Source organism: Nocardioides sp. NBC_00368, from assembly GCF_036090055.1.
GTDB lineage: Bacteria > Actinomycetota > Actinomycetes > Propionibacteriales > Nocardioidaceae > Nocardioides.
The window spans coordinates 3,076,384-3,093,344 of the sequence record NZ_CP107970.1 but is presented as its reverse complement, the minus strand read 5'-3'; the positions used below and the strand labels follow the sequence as shown (position 1 = coordinate 3,093,344).

General features: G+C 70.3%; 14 protein-coding genes. 9 read left to right on the top strand and 5 right to left on the bottom strand.

Translation table 11 applies throughout. The features are described from left to right. Positions 1-249 precede the first annotated feature (249 nt). The 5 genes from OG984_RS14775 to asnB form a co-directional block, all read right to left on the bottom strand. Positions 250-585 (bottom strand): ArsR/SmtB family transcription factor, encoded by a 336-nt coding sequence (locus OG984_RS14775; protein ID WP_328527059.1) that lies wholly within the window; start codon positions 583-585, stop codon positions 250-252. A gap of 4 nt (positions 586-589) precedes the next feature. Further along, on the bottom strand, positions 590-1,231 hold the full coding sequence (locus OG984_RS14770; RefSeq protein ID WP_328527058.1) for an SRPBCC family protein: 642 nt from the start codon (positions 1,229-1,231) through the stop codon (positions 590-592). 42 nt (positions 1,232-1,273) lie between these two features. Next, positions 1,274-1,939 carry a hypothetical protein gene (locus tag OG984_RS14765; protein WP_328527057.1) on the bottom strand — a complete coding sequence of 222 codons (666 nt, stop codon included), beginning with the start codon at positions 1,937-1,939 and terminating at the stop codon, positions 1,274-1,276. Positions 1,940-2,150: 211 nt separating this feature from the next. After that, positions 2,151-3,185, bottom strand: a complete 1,035-nt coding sequence (gene nadE, locus OG984_RS14760; protein WP_328527056.1) for an NAD(+) synthase — start codon at positions 3,183-3,185, stop codon at positions 2,151-2,153. After that, on the bottom strand, positions 3,182-5,206 hold the full coding sequence (asnB, locus tag OG984_RS14755) for an asparagine synthase (glutamine-hydrolyzing) (protein WP_328527055.1): 2,025 nt from the start codon (positions 5,204-5,206) through the stop codon (positions 3,182-3,184). Before asnB ends, nadE begins: the two co-directional genes overlap by 4 nt. 180 nt (positions 5,207-5,386) lie before the next feature. Between asnB and OG984_RS14750 the strand changes: the two genes are divergently transcribed. The 9 genes from OG984_RS14750 (at position 5,387) to OG984_RS14710 (ending at position 16,961) form a co-directional block, all read left to right on the top strand. Then, on the top strand, positions 5,387-5,656 hold the full coding sequence (locus OG984_RS14750; RefSeq protein ID WP_328527054.1) for an acyl carrier protein: 270 nt from the start codon (positions 5,387-5,389) through the stop codon (positions 5,654-5,656). Next, complete coding sequence (locus tag OG984_RS14745; RefSeq protein ID WP_328527053.1) at positions 5,646-6,293, top strand: serine O-acetyltransferase; 648 nt, start codon at positions 5,646-5,648, stop codon at positions 6,291-6,293. The genes OG984_RS14750 and OG984_RS14745 overlap by 11 nt, the downstream gene beginning before the upstream one ends. Beyond that, positions 6,290-7,138: a glycosyltransferase gene (locus OG984_RS14740; protein WP_328527052.1), complete on the top strand. Its 849-nt coding sequence runs from the start codon at positions 6,290-6,292 to the stop codon at positions 7,136-7,138. The genes OG984_RS14745 and OG984_RS14740 overlap by 4 nt, the downstream gene beginning before the upstream one ends. Before the next feature lie 19 nt (positions 7,139-7,157). Continuing rightward, positions 7,158-11,912, top strand: coding sequence for a DUF4082 domain-containing protein (locus tag OG984_RS14735; RefSeq protein WP_328527051.1), 4,755 nt, complete (start codon positions 7,158-7,160; stop codon positions 11,910-11,912). 82 nt (positions 11,913-11,994) lie between these two features. Next, positions 11,995-13,065 carry a Gfo/Idh/MocA family protein gene (locus tag OG984_RS14730; protein WP_328527050.1) on the top strand — a complete coding sequence of 357 codons (1,071 nt, stop codon included), beginning with the start codon at positions 11,995-11,997 and terminating at the stop codon, positions 13,063-13,065. Next, positions 13,062-14,066, top strand: a complete 1,005-nt coding sequence (locus tag OG984_RS14725; RefSeq protein ID WP_328532298.1) for an NAD-dependent epimerase/dehydratase family protein — start codon at positions 13,062-13,064, stop codon at positions 14,064-14,066. Before OG984_RS14730 ends, OG984_RS14725 begins: the two co-directional genes overlap by 4 nt. Continuing rightward, positions 14,063-15,190, top strand: coding sequence for a DegT/DnrJ/EryC1/StrS family aminotransferase (locus tag OG984_RS14720; RefSeq protein WP_328532297.1), 1,128 nt, complete (start codon positions 14,063-14,065; stop codon positions 15,188-15,190). The genes OG984_RS14725 and OG984_RS14720 overlap by 4 nt, the downstream gene beginning before the upstream one ends. Then, positions 15,187-15,855: an acetyltransferase gene (locus OG984_RS14715; protein WP_328532296.1), complete on the top strand. Its 669-nt coding sequence runs from the start codon at positions 15,187-15,189 to the stop codon at positions 15,853-15,855. The genes OG984_RS14720 and OG984_RS14715 overlap by 4 nt, the downstream gene beginning before the upstream one ends. Next, positions 15,852-16,961, top strand: coding sequence for a DegT/DnrJ/EryC1/StrS family aminotransferase (locus OG984_RS14710; protein ID WP_328532295.1), 1,110 nt, complete (start codon positions 15,852-15,854; stop codon positions 16,959-16,961). The genes OG984_RS14715 and OG984_RS14710 overlap by 4 nt, the downstream gene beginning before the upstream one ends.

The following is a 16,961-nucleotide window of genomic DNA, read 5'->3' as shown; positions in this document are numbered from 1 at the left end:
CGTCTGGCGCGCGCGAGTCGGCGTGACTGTCTCACGCACCGGGTCGGAGTCCTTGCTGCGGTTCTGGCGACGTCGTCGCTGGACCCTGGCGCCGTTTCCACGCTCTATTTCGGGACAGATGCGCCGACTCGGCGTTGGGTAGCGGGACAGATGCGCCGACTCGGCGTTGGGTGGCGGGGCAGTTGCGCCGACTCGGCGTTGGGTAGCGGGACAGTTGCGCCGACTCGGCGGGTATCAGGTTCAGGGGCTTCAGCCGTCCGTGGAACCCTCCCGACGCCCACGCCGGATCTCGGTGTCGAGAGCGTCGAGGTGCTGGGTCCAGAAGCGGCGGAACGGGGTGAGCCAGGCGTCGACCTCGGCCAGGGGGCCGGTGTCGAGGGAGTAGATGCGGCGGGTGCCGTCGGGACGTACGTTGGCGAAGCCGTGCTCGCGCAGGACCTTGAGCTGCATGGAGACCGCGGGCTGGCGGATGCCGAACTCGGCGGAGATGGTCTCGACGACCTCGCCGGAGGTGAGGTCGCCGGCGGCGAGGAGCTCGAGGATGCGGCGGCGTACGGGGTCGCCGAGGACGTCGAAGGCGTGCAAGCGGCTACTCCGGGAATGCGGTGTAGGCGGCTACGCAGCGTTCGCCGGCGGCGCGGGCCTGGTCGGGGGAGGTGCCGAAGGCGATGTCGGCCTCGACCCAGGCTGCGGCGGAGCCCTGGGTGTGCTCGATCATCGCGGGCAGCGCCTCGGGGGACATCGGGTCCATCTTCTCGGCGTCGGGGGCGGAGAGGTGGAGGGCGAGGCCGAGCAGCATCTGCTCCCAGCCGATGCCGACCGCGCTCGGGCCGAACTCCTTCCACTGCTCGGGCGGGACGGGGGCGGAGTGCTCGAGCCGGAGCAGCGTACGGCCTCCGGAGGCGGTGAGGGTCGCGTCGACCCACGACTTCATGTCGCCGTAGTCCCAGGTGATCGACAGCAGCTTCGGGCGGTCGCAGGCGAGGATCTCGCCGCCGGCGTTCCCCTCGAGCTGGTAGCGGCCGCCGACCTCGAAGTCGCCGGTGACGGGCATCAGCCAGCGCGGGATGCGCTCCTTGGTGGTCAGCGCGTCCCAGACCTCGTCGGGGTCGGCGTCGTAGCTGCGCTCGACGACGAGCACGCGCAGCTCCTCGCCGCCGCGGGTCGTCGTGGTCAGCGCGCGGTCGACCGCGCCGAGATGGTCGGCAGGAATGAAAGGTGGTGTGCTCATGCCTGCCGACGTTATATCAATGAATCTTGATATTCAACCCGCTCAGCCGACGGGCAGGTGGGCCTCGGGTCCGACGAACCGGAAGGCGATCTGGAGCTTCTTGAGGCTGCGGGGATCCGGGGTCGACTTCGCACCGGTGCCGCCCGTCTTGAGCTCGAACTTCTTCCAGGCGGCGAGGGTGGCGTCGTCCACGATGCCGTTGACCACGAGGTTCGCTCCGGCCTTGACGTTGAGCGCGTTCTGGATCCAGCCCACGCCATGGGTGCGGATCCGCTTGCCCTTGCGCAGTCCTGCGGCGATCTGGAACTGCTTCTGGATGATCGCCAGGTTGGACTTGGTCTCCTTCGGCTTCCAGGCCGGCTTGGCCCTCGACCTCGCGTACGCCGCGTAGTCGAAGATCGTGGCCTTGACGTCGGCGGGGTGCCAGGTCTCGTCCGAGCCGACGCCGTGCTGGCCGCTGAGACCGAACGCGTGGTTGTAGTAGTCGGTGATCTGCGAGCTGGTGGCCAGGAAGCCGAAGAGCGCCGGGCCGCCGTCGACGAACTTGCCGACGGTGACCCCGAGGTCACGGAAGTCGTCGGTCCGGACCACCCCGGACTGCGGCGGCAGCGTGAATCCGTGGATGTGATGGCCGAACTTCGGCGGGAACCGGTACCAGCACGCGTAGCCGTTGGCCCGCAGCCACTTCTCCTGCGTCCTCCAGTTCACGCCCGGGATGTGCAGATCGGCGCAGGCGTCGTGATCATGGGTGCCGGCGGACGCCTTGACGGTGGTGTTGAACGGGGCCTGGACCGGGTCGGTGCGATCTCGCCGGGCTCTGGTGTGGTGTCAGACATGGAACCTCCTGGTTCTGGGTGGGACATGTCTCCACCTCTCAGCCTGTTCCGGTCAGCGCACGGCGAATCGCAACACCGGCGATCTACCCAGGACTGGCGATCTCGGCGACCTCCTCGACCAGCATCGGAGCCGCGTGGAAGTAGGCGGTCGTACGCCGCTTCTGCTCGATGTCGCGATAGACGCGCTCGACCTGCTCGACGGTGAGCCCGGTGGCCTCGGCGACGGCTGCGGTGGGGACGTCGTTGTTGAGGCCGTACAGGCACAGGTCCATCCGCTGGTAGGGCAGCGAGAAGTAGAACTCCTCCTGCGACTGCTCCAGCGAGTAGGTGTCGGTGGTCGAGGGCCGCGCCTGGATCTCCTCGGGCACACCCAGGTGGGCGGCCATCGCGTAGACCTGAGACTTGTAGAGATGCGCGATCGGCTTCAGGTCGGCGGCACCGTCGCCGAGCTTCACGAAGAAGCCCTGGTCGTACTCGAGCCGGTTCGGGGTGCCGGCGACGGCGTAGTTGAGCCTGTCGGCGTGGAAGTACTCCAGCGCCTTGCGGGCACGCTGCTTGAAGTTCGTCGCCGCGACGATCTCCAGGTAGGCCTCGGTGGTCAGTCGGTGGGTGCTCTGGGTGCCGTGCGGGTCCTCGACGACGACGGAGAACAGCCGGAACGTGTCGGAGTCGACCACGCTGGGGAGCACGATCTTCGACTTCCACCCCGGTCCGTACGCCGATACCACTCGCCGGATCGCGTCGTCGCGCCGTTGGTAGGCGCCGAGACCGACCAGGACGGGGGAGATGTCCTCGAGCACCGAGTCGATCCCGAGGGAGTCGGTCAGCTTCGTGCTGTAGCCGATCGTGTCGTCGGACGACTCCTGCTCGGGCATGTGCAGCGCGAAGACCCGCTCCCGGCCGAGCGCCTTGACCGCCAGCGCGGCGACCACGCTGGAGTCGATCCCGCCGGAGACCCCGAGCACGATGCCCTTGCGCTTGTTTGCCACCAGATAGCGGCGGATCGCATCGCCGATCCGGGTCGCCTCCGCCTCCTCGTCGAAGCGGAGCGTCTCCGGTCCGTACGCTGCGTTCTGGCTGGTCGTGGCTGTGCCTGTGATGGCTGGGCTGGTGGTCATGCCGAGGTCCTTCCGGTGGGCTCGAGGCCGGTGGGTTCGAGAGTGGTGTCGAAGACGGTGAGTGGTTCTGGTGGCACGGCCGCCGCGGCCGGGCCGGTGAGCAGCTCGCTGTGCAGCAGCTGGGTGGACAGCACGGCCACCAGGCGCATGTTGTCGGTGTTGCCGAGGCCGCGGCCCTGGGTCCGCCGGGCCTTCTCCAGCAGCCGCTGGACGAGCTCGGGACGGAAGACCCCGGCCGCCTCCAGGGAGGCGCCCGAGGTGACGTCGAAGACCCAGTCCGGGGTACCGCCGGCGAAGAAGGCCGCCGCGTCGGGTGCCCGGTAGGGCTGCTTGGGCCGGCGCAGGATCTTTTCGGGCACCAGGTCGGCGAAGGCCCGCTTGAGCAGGTGCTTCTCGTCCAGGCCGTGGATCTTGTGCTCGGCCGGGACCCGGCCGGCGAGCTCGGCGACGTGCGGGTCCAGGAACGGAAACCGGCCCTCGACGGAGTTGCCCATCAGCATCCGGTCCCCCTGGGAGGCGAGGATGTAGCCGGGCAGCAGGGTCGTCATCTCCAGCCACTGGGCGCGCGCCACCGGGTCCCAGGAGGCGGCCGCGGCGGGCATGCCGGCGACGACGACGTCGGCCGCGCCGCCGCCTGCCGAGCGGAGCTCGGGCCGCAGCATCGAGGCCAGCACCGCGGTGGAGTCCCAGCGTGGCCGGTGCGACATCGCCAGGTCGTCGGGCGAGAGGTTGCGCGAGAAGAAGCTCCGCGCGAACGCCGGCGCCTGGTTGGGGGAGCGGTGCATCCACGGGTAGAGCTGCTCGACCGCCGCCTCGGCGGCCGCCGGGTCGCGCAGCCACAGGTCGCGGATCTTGGCCTCGCGGAAGATGTCGTAGCCGCCGAGCACCTCGTCCGCGCCCTCGCCGGTGACGACCACCTTGAAGCCGGCGTCCCGCACCAGCCGGGAGAGCAGGAACATCGGCGCCGGGGCGGTCCGCAGCAGCGGCGACTCGGCGTGGCGTACGACCTGGGGGAAGACGTCGGCGATGTCGCGCTCGCTGACCACGACGTCGTGGTGGACGGTGCCGAGACGCTCGGCCATCAGCGCCTGGAAGCCGCCCTCGTCGAACTCGGCCTCGGCGAACCGCAGCGAGAACGTGTGCAACGGCGCGCTGGTGAACCCGGCAATCGCCCCGGCCGTGACCGCGGAGTCGATCCCGCCGGAGAGGTACGCAGCCACCGGCACGTCGCTGCGCTCGAACCGCAGCCGGGTGGCGGCCATCAGCGTCGTACGCAGCGCCTCGGCGTTGGCCTCCAGGTCGGTGAGCTCCTCGGCCCCTGCCTGTGGGAACGAGGGCGCCCAGTAGCGCTGCTCGACCTCCACGCCGCGACCGTGCCCGTCACGAACGATCAGGTAGGAGCCGGGCGGCACCTGGGAGATCTGCCGGAAGACCGTGCGTGGCGCGACCGCCGACCACAGCGTCAGCACCTGGTCGAGCCCGATCGGGTCCAGCTCGCGCGGGACGTCGGGGGAGGCGTAGAGCGCCTTCACCTCGGAGGCGAAGAGCAGCTGACCCGCCACGCGCGTGTAGAAGAGCGGGCGGACGCCGAAGCGGTCTCGGGAGAGCACGAGCGAGTCCGTGCGGCGGTCCCAGATCGCCAGCGCCCACTGGCCGTTGAACCGCTCGAAGCAGCCCGGTCCCCACTCCTCCCAGGCGTGCACGATGACCTCGGTGTCCGAGCGGGTGTCGAAGACGTGGCCGCGGGAGCGCAGCTGGGCGGCCAGCTCGACGTGGTTGAAGATCTCGCCGTTGAAGGTGACCCAGATCTGCCCGTCCTCGCGGCAGGAGCGGCCGGTCATCGGCTGGGTGCCGCCGGCGGTGTCCACGATCGCCAGCCGGGTGTGGCCGAGCGCGACCCTCTCGTCGCGGTAGTAGCCGCTGCCGTCGGGTCCGCGGTGGGCCAGGGCCCCCAGCATGCGTCGCACCAGGGCAGGCTCAGGCGACTCGGTGCTGCTCAGCACCCCACAGATCCCGCACATGGCGCTCCTCGATCGATCCCGGACGGTGCCCGAAGAGTTGCCCGCGAGGGCATCCCGGGACACCGGGATGGGGGCGTTTATCACCCAATGTCGGCATCTCCGGGCCTGATTTCGGCTCCCGGCCCTCTTCGGCTGACAGAACGGGAGGGCATTCGTAGACGTTCGTAGACAGGAGATGTGATGGCGGACGTACAGAGCACGATCGAGGGCTTCATCCTGGACAGCCTGCTGCTGGGTGACGAGACCCGGCTGCCCGGGCCGACCGAGTCGCTGGTCGAGTCGGGTGTCATCGACTCGACCGGGATCCTGGAGCTCATCGAGTTCCTCGAGGCGGAGTTCGAGATCTCCGTCGACGAGGCCGAGACCGTGCCCGAGAACCTCGACGGCGTCGCCAACCTGGTGGCGTACGTCGCCCGGAAGACGTCAGAGGCACAGAGCCTTGCTAGTTGACGGAGCTCGAGACACAGGCGACTTCGACGTCGACCTGGCCAAGATGTACGCGATCGTCCTCGACGGTCCGCGTACGTCTTGGCTGTCCAGGCTGCGGTTCTGGCTCTTCGACTACGAGCTGCACTGCGTCGCCTGCTACCGCTTCGGCCGCTGGGCGTCCCGGCTGCGCGCCCGCAACCGTCTGCTCGGCCTGCTGGCGCTGGGCGTCTACTGGTTCTGGAACCGGCGCAACATCCGCGTCCACCACACCGACATCTTCCGGCGCGCCGACATCGGGCCCGGGCTGCTGCTCATGCACCGCTCGGGGATCATCGTCGGTCCGGCCGTGGTCGGCAGCAACTGCGTGCTCCACCAGAACGTGACCATCGGACAGCGCATCGCCGACGGCGACCTGGGCGTGCCGAGGATAGGCGACGACGTCTGGATCGGTCCGGGCGCGGTGATCACCGGCGCGATCACGGTAGGCGACGGCTGCACCATCTCCGCCGGGACCGTGCTGTCCAAGGACGTCCCGCCGCACAGCCTCGTCGGCGGCAACCCCGGCCGGGTCATCGCCAAGGACTACGACAACAGCAACATGATCAACTACGTGATCGCCGACTCCGGCGGCTCGGCCGGCGAGGTGCGAGCGTCATGATCGCGAGCGTCGTGGTGCCGGCGCACAACGAGGCCCGGGGGCTGTCGGAGAACCTGACGGCCCTGCTCGACGGCCTCCCCCACGGGGCCGTCGACGTCGTGGTCGTGTGCAACGGCTGCACCGACGACACCGCCGCGGTCGCGCGGTCGGTCCCCGGCGTACGCGTCCTGGAGATCGCGGAGGCCTCCAAGGCGCGCGCGGTCGAGGTCGGCAACGCCGCGGCGGACGCCCCGCAGAGCACGCATGTCCCGCGGCTCCACCTGGACGCCGACGTACGCCTCACCGGCACCGACCTGCTCCGGATGCTCGACGCGCTCGACGAGGACGGCGTGCTCGCCGTCGCTCCCGAGCGGGCGGTGCCGCTGGCGTCGTCGTCCTGGCCCGTCCGCGCCTACTACCGCGTGTGGCAGGCCCTCCCCAGCGTACGCAGCGGCCTGTTCGGCCGCGGAGCCTTCTGCCTCAGCGCCGAGGGCCAGGCCCGGGTCGCCGCCGACGGCAGGGGCCTGATGAACGACGACCTGGTCGTCTCCGAGCTCTTCACCCCGGCCGAACGCCGCGTCGTCGCCGGCGCGACCGTGGTCGTGCAGCCGCCGCGTACGGTGAAAGACCTGGTCAGACGGCGGATCCGCGTCGCGACCGGCAACGCCCAAGCCGATGATCACGGCGCTCGGCACGGATCCACCTCGCTCTCGGACCTGCTCGTGCTCGGGCTGCGCAAGCCGGCGATCGGACTTCGGGTTCCGGTCTTCATGACAGTCACCCTCGTCGCCCGGATGCTCTCCCGAAGAGCTGTCCGGACCGGCGACTACACCACCTGGTTGCGCGACGAGAGTTCGCGAGCCTGATCCGAGAAGGAGCACGACTGTGAAGCTGCGAACGGGACTGGCCGCGTTGCTCGGAGTTGTTCTTGTCACCCCTGTCATCTCGCTGGTCACCGCGTCCAGCGCAAGTGCCGATCCGTGTGGCCCGGAGGGCAACGAGATCGCCTGTGAGAACAGCAGACCCGGTAATCCGTCGAGCGAATGGGGCATCACCGGCGCTGGGGACGACTCGATCCAGGGGTTCGCGACCGACATCAGCGTCGATGCCGGCAACCGAATCGATTTCAAGGTCGACACCGACGCCTCGGCCTACTCGATCACGATCTACCGGATCGGCTACTACGGCGGAGACGGCGCCCGCAGGATCACCTCGGTGACCCCGTCGGCGAACCTGCCGCAGAACCAGCCCAACTGCTATCGCGACACCACCACCGAGATCACCGACTGCGGCAACTGGGGGGTCTCGGCGTCCTGGAACGTGCCGGCGACCGCGGTCTCGGGTGTCTACATCGCCAAGCTGGACCGTGCCGACACCAACGAGTCGAGCCACATCACCTTCATCGTCCGCGACGACGACAGCAACTCCGACGTGGTCTTCCAGACCTCCGACACGACGTGGCAGGCCTACAACAACTACGGCGGCTCGAGCTTCTACGTCGGTGGCGGGAACGGAAGGGCCTACAAGCTGAGCTACAACCGTCCGTTCGCGACCCGCTCCGGCGGCACCTCCCACGACTTCTTCTTCGCCAACGAGTACCCGGCGGTGCGGTTCCTGGAGCGCAACGGCTACGACGTCAGCTACATCTCCGGGATCGACACCGACCGCTACGGCTCGCTGCTCACCAACCACAAGACGTTCCTGAGCGTAGGACACGACGAGTACTGGAGCGGGCGGCAGCGGGCCAACGTCGAGGCCGCCCGCGACGCCGGCGTGAACCTGCAGTTCCTCAGCGGCAACGAGGTCTACTGGCGGACGCGCTACGAGGCGTCGAAGGACGGCACCAACACGCCCTACCGGACCCTGGTCACCTACAAGGAGTCCTGGGCGCAGCAGAAGCTCGATCCGACCGCGGAGTCGACCGGCACCTGGCGCGACCCGCGCTACGCGCCGAAGTCCCAGGGCGGCGGGCTGCCGGAGAACTCCCTGACCGGCACGATCTTCATGTCCAACCTGACCGACCTGCCGGTGACGGTGAAGAAGTCCCAGGGCGGGCTGAGGCTGTGGCGCAACACCGGACTGGCCTCGATGACCGCCGACCAGACCGAGCTGGCCCCGCACACGGTCGGCTACGAGTCCGACGAGGACCAGGACAACGGCTTCCGACCGCCCGGCACGATCCGGTTGTCAGAGACGACCGGGTTCATCCCCGGTCAGTACATGCGCGACTTCGGGCGGACCACGGGCGACGGCACCACGACCCACGCGCTCACGCTCTACCGCGCCGCCAGCGGCGCGCTGGTCTTCGGCGCCGGGTCGGTCCAGTGGAGCTGGGGTCTCGACTCCGAGCACGACAACCCGTACCACGACGAGACCGCCGACCGGCGGATGCAGCAGGCGCAGGTGAACCTGCTGGCCGACATGGGCGCCCAGCCGACCACGCTGATGTCCGGACTGACCGCGGCCACGAAGTCGACCGACACGACCGGACCGACGGTCGCCATCACCTCGCCCACGGCCGGATCGACCCAGCCCAACGGCACCAAGGTGACACTCACCGGCACCGCCGTCGACACGGGCGGCGGCGTGGTCGCGGGGGTCGAGTACTCCCTCGACGACGGCACCTCCTGGCACCCCGCCACCGGGACGACCGCCTGGTCGGTGACGTACGTCCAGCCCGGGGTCGGCAGCACGCCGATACGGGTCCGCGCCGTCGACGACAGCGCCAACATCGGCGCCTCCGCGACCAGGAGCTTCAACGTCACCTGCCCGTGCAGCATCCTCGGGCAGCGGGAGGTGCCGACGACCTGGAACGCCGTCACCAGCCCGGCGACCCCGTCGGCCAACGACGGCGGTGCCGCCGAGCTCGGCCTGCGCTTCACGCCCCAGGCCGACGGGTACGTCGCGGGTGTCCGCTTCTTCAAGGGCGCCGGCAACACCGGCACCCACGTCGGCTCGCTGTGGAGCAGCAGCGGCGAGCGGCTGGCCCAGGTCACCTTCACCAACGAGTCCAGCGGAGGCTGGCAGTCGGCGACGTTCAGCCAGCCGGTCGCCGTCGCCGCAGGGGCGAGGTACACCGTCTCCTACACAGCTCCGGCCGGGCACTACGCCGTGGCGCCGTGGGCGTTCGCGGCGAAGGGGTTCGAGGCGTACCCGTTCGAGGTGGAGGGTGGCCACGGTGCCGCACCGGCGGGGGTCTACGCGAACGCGGGACAGTTCCCGGCGAGCTCCTACCAGAACCCCAACTACTTCGTGGACGTGCTGTTCACGACCACCGACGACTCGCCGCTGACCGCCACCAACCAGTGGCCGCTGGCCGGCTCCTCCTCGGTGCCGCGCAACACCACGGTGAGCGCCAGGTTCACCAAGCCGGTGGTCGCCTCGACCGTCGGGCTGCGGCTGACCGACTCCGTCGGCAACCAGGTGGCCGGGTCGACGGCCTACGATTCGACGACGAGGACGGTGACCTTCACCCCGTCCGCCAACCTCGCCGGGTTCGTCACCTACACCGCCACGCTCTCGGGCCAGGACAGCGGTGGGACGGCGGTCTCGACCGGAAAGACGTGGTCGTTCCGTACGGCCAAGCCACCGGCCACGGCAGGGGTCTGCCCGTGCTCGCTCTATGACGAGGACGCCACCCCGACGGTCCTCCAGGACCCGGAGAACGCGCAGCTGACGCTGGGCGTCCGGTTCCGGGCCGACGTCGCCGGCACCGTCACCGGGGTGAAGTTCTACAAGGGCGTCAACAACGCCGCCCCGCACACCGGCACCCTGTGGTCGGCCAACGGGGCCGTGCTCGCCCAGGGCACCTTCACCGACGAGTCGACGACCGGCTGGCAGACGCTGACCTTCACCCAACCGGTGCAGATCCAGGCCAACACCGACTACATCGCCTCCTACCGCACCAACGGCTACTACTCGGCCACCCCGAACGCCTTCGCCTCGTCCGACCTGTCGAAGCCGCCGCTGCGGGTGACCTCGACGGCCGGGGCGTACGCCTACGGCACCGGCTTCCCGGCGGCCACCTCGCCGTCGAGCTACATGGTCGACGTGGTCTTCGAGAAGGGCGCGCCGACGCTCACGATGACCTCGCGCAGCCCGGTTCCAGGGGCGGTCGAGGTGCCACGCTCGACCAACGTGGTGGCGTCGTTCTCCTCGGCGATCAACTCGGGCTACTCGGTGTCGGTGACCTCGGGCGGCCAACCGGTCCAGGGGACGACGACGCTCGGCAACTCCGGGACGACGCTCACCTTCGACCCCACGTCTCTGCTGCCCGCGGCCGCGGATGTGACGGTCACGATCAGCGGGGTCACCTCCACCGAGGGAGCCAGTCTGCCCACGCAGACATGGACGTTCCGGACCAGATCCGCGGAGACACCCGACAACCAGACGCTCTTCGGCGACGTGGTGCCCGCGGTCGAGGCCCAGAACGACAGCTCCCCGGTCGAGGTCGGGACGGTGTTCAGTCCCACCCGTGACGGGCGGGTCACCGCGATCCGGTTCTACAAGGGAGCCGGCAACGGTGGCACCCACGTCGGGTCGCTGTGGAACATGGCCGGCCAGCGGCTCGCCCAGGTGACCTTCACCAACGAGACCGCCTCCGGCTGGCAGCAGGCCACGCTGTCCAGTCCGGTCGAGGTGCAGGCAGGGGTGTCGTACATCGTCTCCTACCTGGCGCCGCAGGGGCAGTACGCGACCACGTCGCAGTTCTTCGCGACCGCCTACTCCTCCGGGGACCTGACCGCTCCGGCGGGCAACAACGGGCGCTATCTCTACGGTGCCGCCGGCGGCTTCCCGCAGTACTCGTTCGGGTCGACGAACTACTTCGCCGACGTCGTCTTCCAGCGGGCGGGCCCGACCATCTCGGTCACCGGGCGCGACCCGGAGCCGGGCGCGACCGAGGTCGCGACCTCGGTCAACCCGTCGATCACGTTCTCGACCGGGATCGCGAGCGGCTGGAACATGTCGGTCACGGCCAACGGGTCCTCGGTCGCGGGCTCGGCGGCACTGAGCAGCGACGGACGTACGCTGCGCTTCGCCCCGTCGGCGGCGCTGCCGGCCGGGGCGACGGTGTCGGTGACGGTCTCGGGGGTGGTCTCGACCGACGGGGCGAACCTGCCGACGCAGACGTGGTCGTTCACCACGGTCCCGCCGGTCGTGACAGAGGTCTCGCTGTTCACCGGCGTGACCCCGCAGAACGCCTCGACGTTCGACCTGATGCCGATCGAGGTCGGCACCGCGTTCACCACCTCGGTGGCCGGCTCGGTGACGGCGATCCGGTTCTACAAGGGCAGCGGCAACACCGGCACCCACGTCGGCTCGCTGTGGAACGCGGCCGGCACTCGGATCGCCCAGGTGACCTTCACCAACGAGACCGCGACCGGCTGGCAGCAGGCCACGTTGGCGACGCCGGTCGCGCTCACGCCAGGAGCGGTGTACGTCGTGTCCTACTACGCCCCCAACGGGCGCTACTCGTCCACCCCCGCCGCACTCACGCAGTCGCGGACGGTCGGCCCGCTGACGGCTCCGGGCGGAGCCAACGGCCGGTATCGGTACGGGGTCGGAGGGGGGCTCCCGAACCGATCCTGGAACTCCACGAACTACTTCGTGGACGTGAGGTTCCGCCCGGCGTCGCCGTAGGCCCGGCGAGCGGTCCCTAATTGGGGGGATAGGTGGGGCGAGGCTCTTCGGAGCCTCGCCCCACGCCGATTTCATGGTCGACATGACTGATGGTGAACCGCTCGGCGTGGCAGTGGTCGGGGCCGGTTACTGGGGGCCGAACCTGGTCCGCAACTTCCGGAACGCACGGGACTGGACGCTGGTCGCGGTGGTCGACCTGGACCTCGAGCGGGCCCAGGAGGTGATCGGGGGCGGCTCCGACGTGCTGGCCACGACAGACCTCGACGAGGTCCTCGCCCGCGAGGACGTGGACGCGGTCGCGATCGCCACCCCGGCCCGGACGCACCGAGGGCTGGTGGAGCGGGCGCTGCGCGCCGGGAAGCACGTGCTGGTGGAGAAGCCGCTGGCCGACGACGTGGAGTCGGGACGCAGCATGGTCGAGGCCGCGCGGGCCAACGGTCTCGTGCTGATGGCCGACCACACCTACTGCTACACGCCGGTCGTGCAGAAGATCCGCGAGCTGGTCGAGGACGGCTCGCTCGGCGAGATCCTGTTCGTCGACTCGGTGCGGATCAATCTCGGCCTGGTGCAGCCCGATGTCGACGTCTTCTGGGACCTGGCCCCGCACGACCTCTCGATCCTCGACTTCGTCCTTCCGGGCGGGCTGCGCCCCACCGGGGTGGCCGCCCAGGGCTCCGACCCGCTGGGTGCCGGGAAGGCGTGCGTCGGCTATCTCACCCTGCCGCTGGAGGGCGGGGCGATGGCCCACGTCCACGTCAACTGGCTCAGCCCCACCAAGATCAGGCAGATGGTGATCGGCGGGAGCCGGCGTACGTTGGTCTGGGACGACCTCAACCCCCAGCAGCGGCTGAGCGTCTTCGACCGCGGCGTCGACCTGGTCCAGCAGAGCGTGGACATCGCCGACCGCGCCGCCGCGACGATCTCCTACCGCCTGGGTGACACCTGGGCGCCGGCGCTGCCCGAGTACGAGGCGCTCTCCCGCATGGTCGGCGAGTTCGCCGGGGCGATCCGGGGCGAGCGCGCGCCGGTCACCGACGGGGCCGCCGGGCTCCGTGTCCTCTCCGTCCTGGAGGCGGCCCAGACCAGCCTCCGAGCCCGTGGCGCCCTCGTCGAGGTGGCCGCCGAGACACCTTCCCTGGAGCTGATCCGATGACATCTTTGAACGGTGCGAACGTGCTGGTGACCGGGGGTGCGGGCACGATCGGCTCGACCATCGTGGACCAGCTCCTCGCCGAGGGCGTGGCCCACGTCGACGTGCTCGACAGCCTGATCCGGGGCCGCAAGGCCAACCTCGACGACGCCCTCGCCTCCGGCCGGGTCACCCTGGTCGAGGGCGACATCCGCGACCGCGACCTCGTCGGTGACCTCACCGCCGGCAAGGACCTGGTCTTCCACCAGGCCGCCATCCGGATCACGCTGTGCGCCGAAGAGCCGCGCCTGGCCAACGAGGTGCTGGTCGACGGCACCTTCAACGTCGTCGAGGCCGCGGTCTCCGCGGGCGTCTCCAAGCTGGTCTACGCGTCCTCGGCCTCGGTCTTCGGCCTGGCCGAGGAGTTCCCCACGCCCGAGGGTCACCACCACAACAACAACGACACCCTCTACGGCGCCGCGAAGTCCTACAACGAGGGGCTGGTGCGGTCCTTCCGGGCGATGCACGGGCTCGACTACGTCGGGCTGCGCTACTTCAACGTCTACGGGCCGCGGATGGACGTGCACGGCGCCTACACCGAGGTGCTGGTGCGCTGGATGGAGCGGATCGCCGACGGCAAGCCGCCGCTGATCTTCGGCGACGGCCGGCAGACGATGGACTTCGTCTGCGTCCCCGACATCGCCCGTGCCAACATCCTGGCCGCCGCCTCCAACGTGACCGAGGGCGTCTACAACATCGCCTCGGGCACGGAGACCTCGCTGCTCGAGCTGGCCGAGGCGCTGCTGCGCGTGATGGGCGCCTCCGCCCTGGAGGTCGAGCACGGGCCCGAGCGTGCGGTCAACGGGGTCACCCGCCGGCTCGCCTCGATCTCCGCGGCCCGCGAGGACCTGGGCTGGACGCCGACGATCGGGCTCGAGGACGGGCTGCGGCAGCTGGTGGAGTGGTGGCGGCCGCTGCGCTCCGAGATCGCGGCGGGGCGGGCGCTTCAGGGTGGCGTCTCGTGAGCCGCATCAATGTCATGCAGCCCTGGCTGGGCGAGGAGGAGGTTGCCGCGGTCACCGAGGTGCTCCGCTCCGGCTGGGTCGCCCAGGGGCCGCGCGTGGCCGAGTTCGAGCGCCGCTTCGCCGCCTCCCAGCAGGCCGCGCACGCCGTCGCCACCTCGAGCTGCACGACGGCGCTCCATCTCGCACTGGTCGTCGCCGGAGTACGCCCCGGGGACGACGTCGTCGTCCCGTCCTTCTCGTTCATCGCGACCGCCAACGCTGCGGTCTACGTCGGTGCGCGGCCGGTCTTCGCCGACGTCTCGGCGGTGACCGGGAACCTCACCGCGAAGACCGTGCGGGCGGCCCTCACGCCGCGGACCACGGCGGTGATCGTGGTCGACCAGGGCGGGGTGCCGGTCGACCTGGACGCGATCCGGGAGGTCTGCGACCCGCTCGGCATCGTGGTGATCGAGGACGCGGCGTGCGGTGCCGGTTCGACCTACCGCGGCCGTCCTGTCGGCGCCGGTGCCGAGATCGCAGCCTGGTCCTTCCACCCGCGCAAGATCCTCACCACCGGCGAGGGCGGGATGATCACCACCTCGCGCGAGGACTGGGCCGCGCGGGCGCGGAAGCTGCGCGAGCACGCGATGAGCGTCTCGGCCGCCGACCGGCACGCCAGCCTGGTCTCCCCGCCGGAGTCCTACGACGAGGTCGGGTTCAACTTCCGGATGACGGACCTGCAGGCCGCGGTCGGCCTGGTGCAGCTGTCCCGGCTGCCGGAGGTCGTCGCCCGGCGGCGCGAGCTCGCCTCGGTCTACGCGAAGGCGGTCGCCGAGATCGAGGGGCTGCGCGCGGTCGCGGACCCGGCCTGGGGGACCTGCAACTTCCAGTCGTTCTGGATCGAGGTCGGCTCGGCGTACGGGCTGGACCGCGAGGGGTTGCTGACCGCCCTGGCCGAGGCCGGGATCTCGGCGCGGCGCGGAATCATGGCGGCGCACCGGCAGCCTGCGTACGCCTCCTCGGGTGTCAGCCTCCCGGCCACCGAGCGCCTCACCGACACCACCCTCATCCTGCCGCTCTTCCACCAGATATCGGACTCGGAGCAGGCGCGGGTCATCGACGTACTCCGGGGGGAACGTCGATGACCGCGCTCGTTCTCGTAGCCGCGAGCGGGTTGGCGGGGGAGGTCGCTGCGGCGGCCTCGGCCAACGAGTTCCGCTACGACGAGATCGTCGCCGTCGACGACAACCGGGAGCGCTGGGGCGAGGTGATCGGCTCCGTCGACGGTGTCGGGGGCGCCAAGGTCATCGGCCCGGTCGAGGTCGTCACCGACTGCGGTGCCGACCTGGTGATCTGTGCCGGAGCCGGGACGACGCGTCGCCGCCTCGCCGAGCGGCTGAGCGGCTACGGGGTCGCGCCGGAGCGCTACGCGACCGTCGTCCATCCGTCGGCGTCCGTGCCGGCGGGCTGCGTGCTCGGCGCGGGGACCGTGCTGCTCGCCGGGGTCGTGCTGACCGCCGGCGTACGCGTCGGGCGCCACGTCGTCGTGATGCCCAACGTCGTCCTCACCCACGACGACATCGTCGGTGACTACGCCACCCTCTGCGCCGGGGTCACCCTCGGCGGCGAGGTCGTGATCGGTGAGGCCGCCTATCTCGGGATGAGCTCCTCGGTGCGTCAGCGCACCACCGTCGGAGCCGACTCCGTCCTCGGCATGGGAGCGGTCCTGCTCAACGACCTGCCCGCCGGGGAGACCTGGGCCGGAGTGCCCGCCCGCAGTCTCAATTCACGTCAGGAGCTGATCTGGTGAAGGTGCCGTTCGTCGACCTCGGGGCGCAGCAGTCGGAGATAGAGGACGAGGTACGCCTCGGGCTGGACCGCGTCTTCGAGCGCACCGCCTTCGTGGGCGGACCCGAGGTGACCGCCTTCGAGAACGCCTACGCGGCCTATGTCGGCGCCGACCACTGTGTCGGTGTCGGCAACGGGACCGACGCGCTCGAGCTCGCGATGCGGGCGCTGGGCGTGCGGCCCGGGGGCGAGGTGATCGTGCCCGCGAACACCTTCATCGCGACCGCCGAGGCGGCCACCCGGATCGGCGCCGTGCCGGTCCCGGTCGACGTCGACGAGTCGCACCTGCTGATCGACCCGGCCGCGGTCGAGCGGGCGATCACGCCGCGCACGCAGGCGATCGCGCCGGTGCACCTGTTCGGGCAGACCGCGTTCGCGGAGCAGCTGCTCCCGCTCGCCGAGGCTGCGGGGATCGCGGTGATCGAGGACGCCGCACAGTCCCAGGGGGCCCGGCGTCACGGCCGGCCGGCGGGCTCGCTCGCGACCGTCGCGGCGACCAGCTTCTACCCGGGCAAGAACCTCGGCGCGGCCGGCGACGCGGGTGCCGTGACGACCTCCGACCCGGAGATCGCCCGGATGGTCCGGCTGCTCTCGGCGCACGGCTCGGAGACCAAGTACGTCCACGAGGTCGCCGGGATGAACTCCCGCCTCGACACCGTCCAGGCCGTCGTGCTCTCCGCCAAGCTGGCCCGCCTGGAGAAGTGGAACGAGCTGCGCCGACAGGCGGCCGACCGCTACCACCGTCTTCTCGACGGCATCCCCGGCGTCCGTCTGCCAGAGTCCGCGCCGGGCAACGTCGACGTCTGGCATCTCTACGTGGTGCGGGTCGCTGACCGTGACCGGGTGCTGTCGGCACTGCTGGACGCCGGGATCGGCGCCGGGATCCACTATCCGATCCCGGTGCATCTGACGGCTGCGTACGCCTCGCTGGGGTTCGGTGAGGGTTCCTTCCCGGTGGCGGAGAAGGCCGCGCGGGAGATCCTGTCGCTGCCGATGTTCCCGCACCTGAGCCCGGAACAGCAGGAGTACGTCGCCGACGTGCTCGCCGCGGCGGTGAGGCATGGGTGA

What these genes read in the sequence shown, in the direction of transcription:
- OG984_RS14770 (WP_328527058.1), bottom strand. Translation starts at nt 1,231, where the DNA reads ATGAGCACACCACCTTTCATTCCTGCCGACCATCTCGGCGCGGTCGAC.
- nadE (WP_328527056.1), bottom strand. Translation starts at nt 3,185, where the DNA reads ATGACCACCAGCCCAGCCATCACAGGCACAGCCACGACCAGCCAGAAC.
- asnB (WP_328527055.1), bottom strand. Translation starts at nt 5,206, where the DNA reads ATGTGCGGGATCTGTGGGGTGCTGAGCAGCACCGAGTCGCCTGAGCCT.
- OG984_RS14750 (WP_328527054.1), top strand. Translation starts at nt 5,387, where the DNA reads ATGGCGGACGTACAGAGCACGATCGAGGGCTTCATCCTGGACAGCCTG.
- OG984_RS14740 (WP_328527052.1), top strand. Translation starts at nt 6,290, where the DNA reads ATGATCGCGAGCGTCGTGGTGCCGGCGCACAACGAGGCCCGGGGGCTG.
- OG984_RS14730 (WP_328527050.1), top strand. Translation starts at nt 11,995, where the DNA reads ATGACTGATGGTGAACCGCTCGGCGTGGCAGTGGTCGGGGCCGGTTAC.
- OG984_RS14725 (WP_328532298.1), top strand. Translation starts at nt 13,062, where the DNA reads ATGACATCTTTGAACGGTGCGAACGTGCTGGTGACCGGGGGTGCGGGC.
- OG984_RS14715 (WP_328532296.1), top strand. Translation starts at nt 15,187, where the DNA reads ATGACCGCGCTCGTTCTCGTAGCCGCGAGCGGGTTGGCGGGGGAGGTC.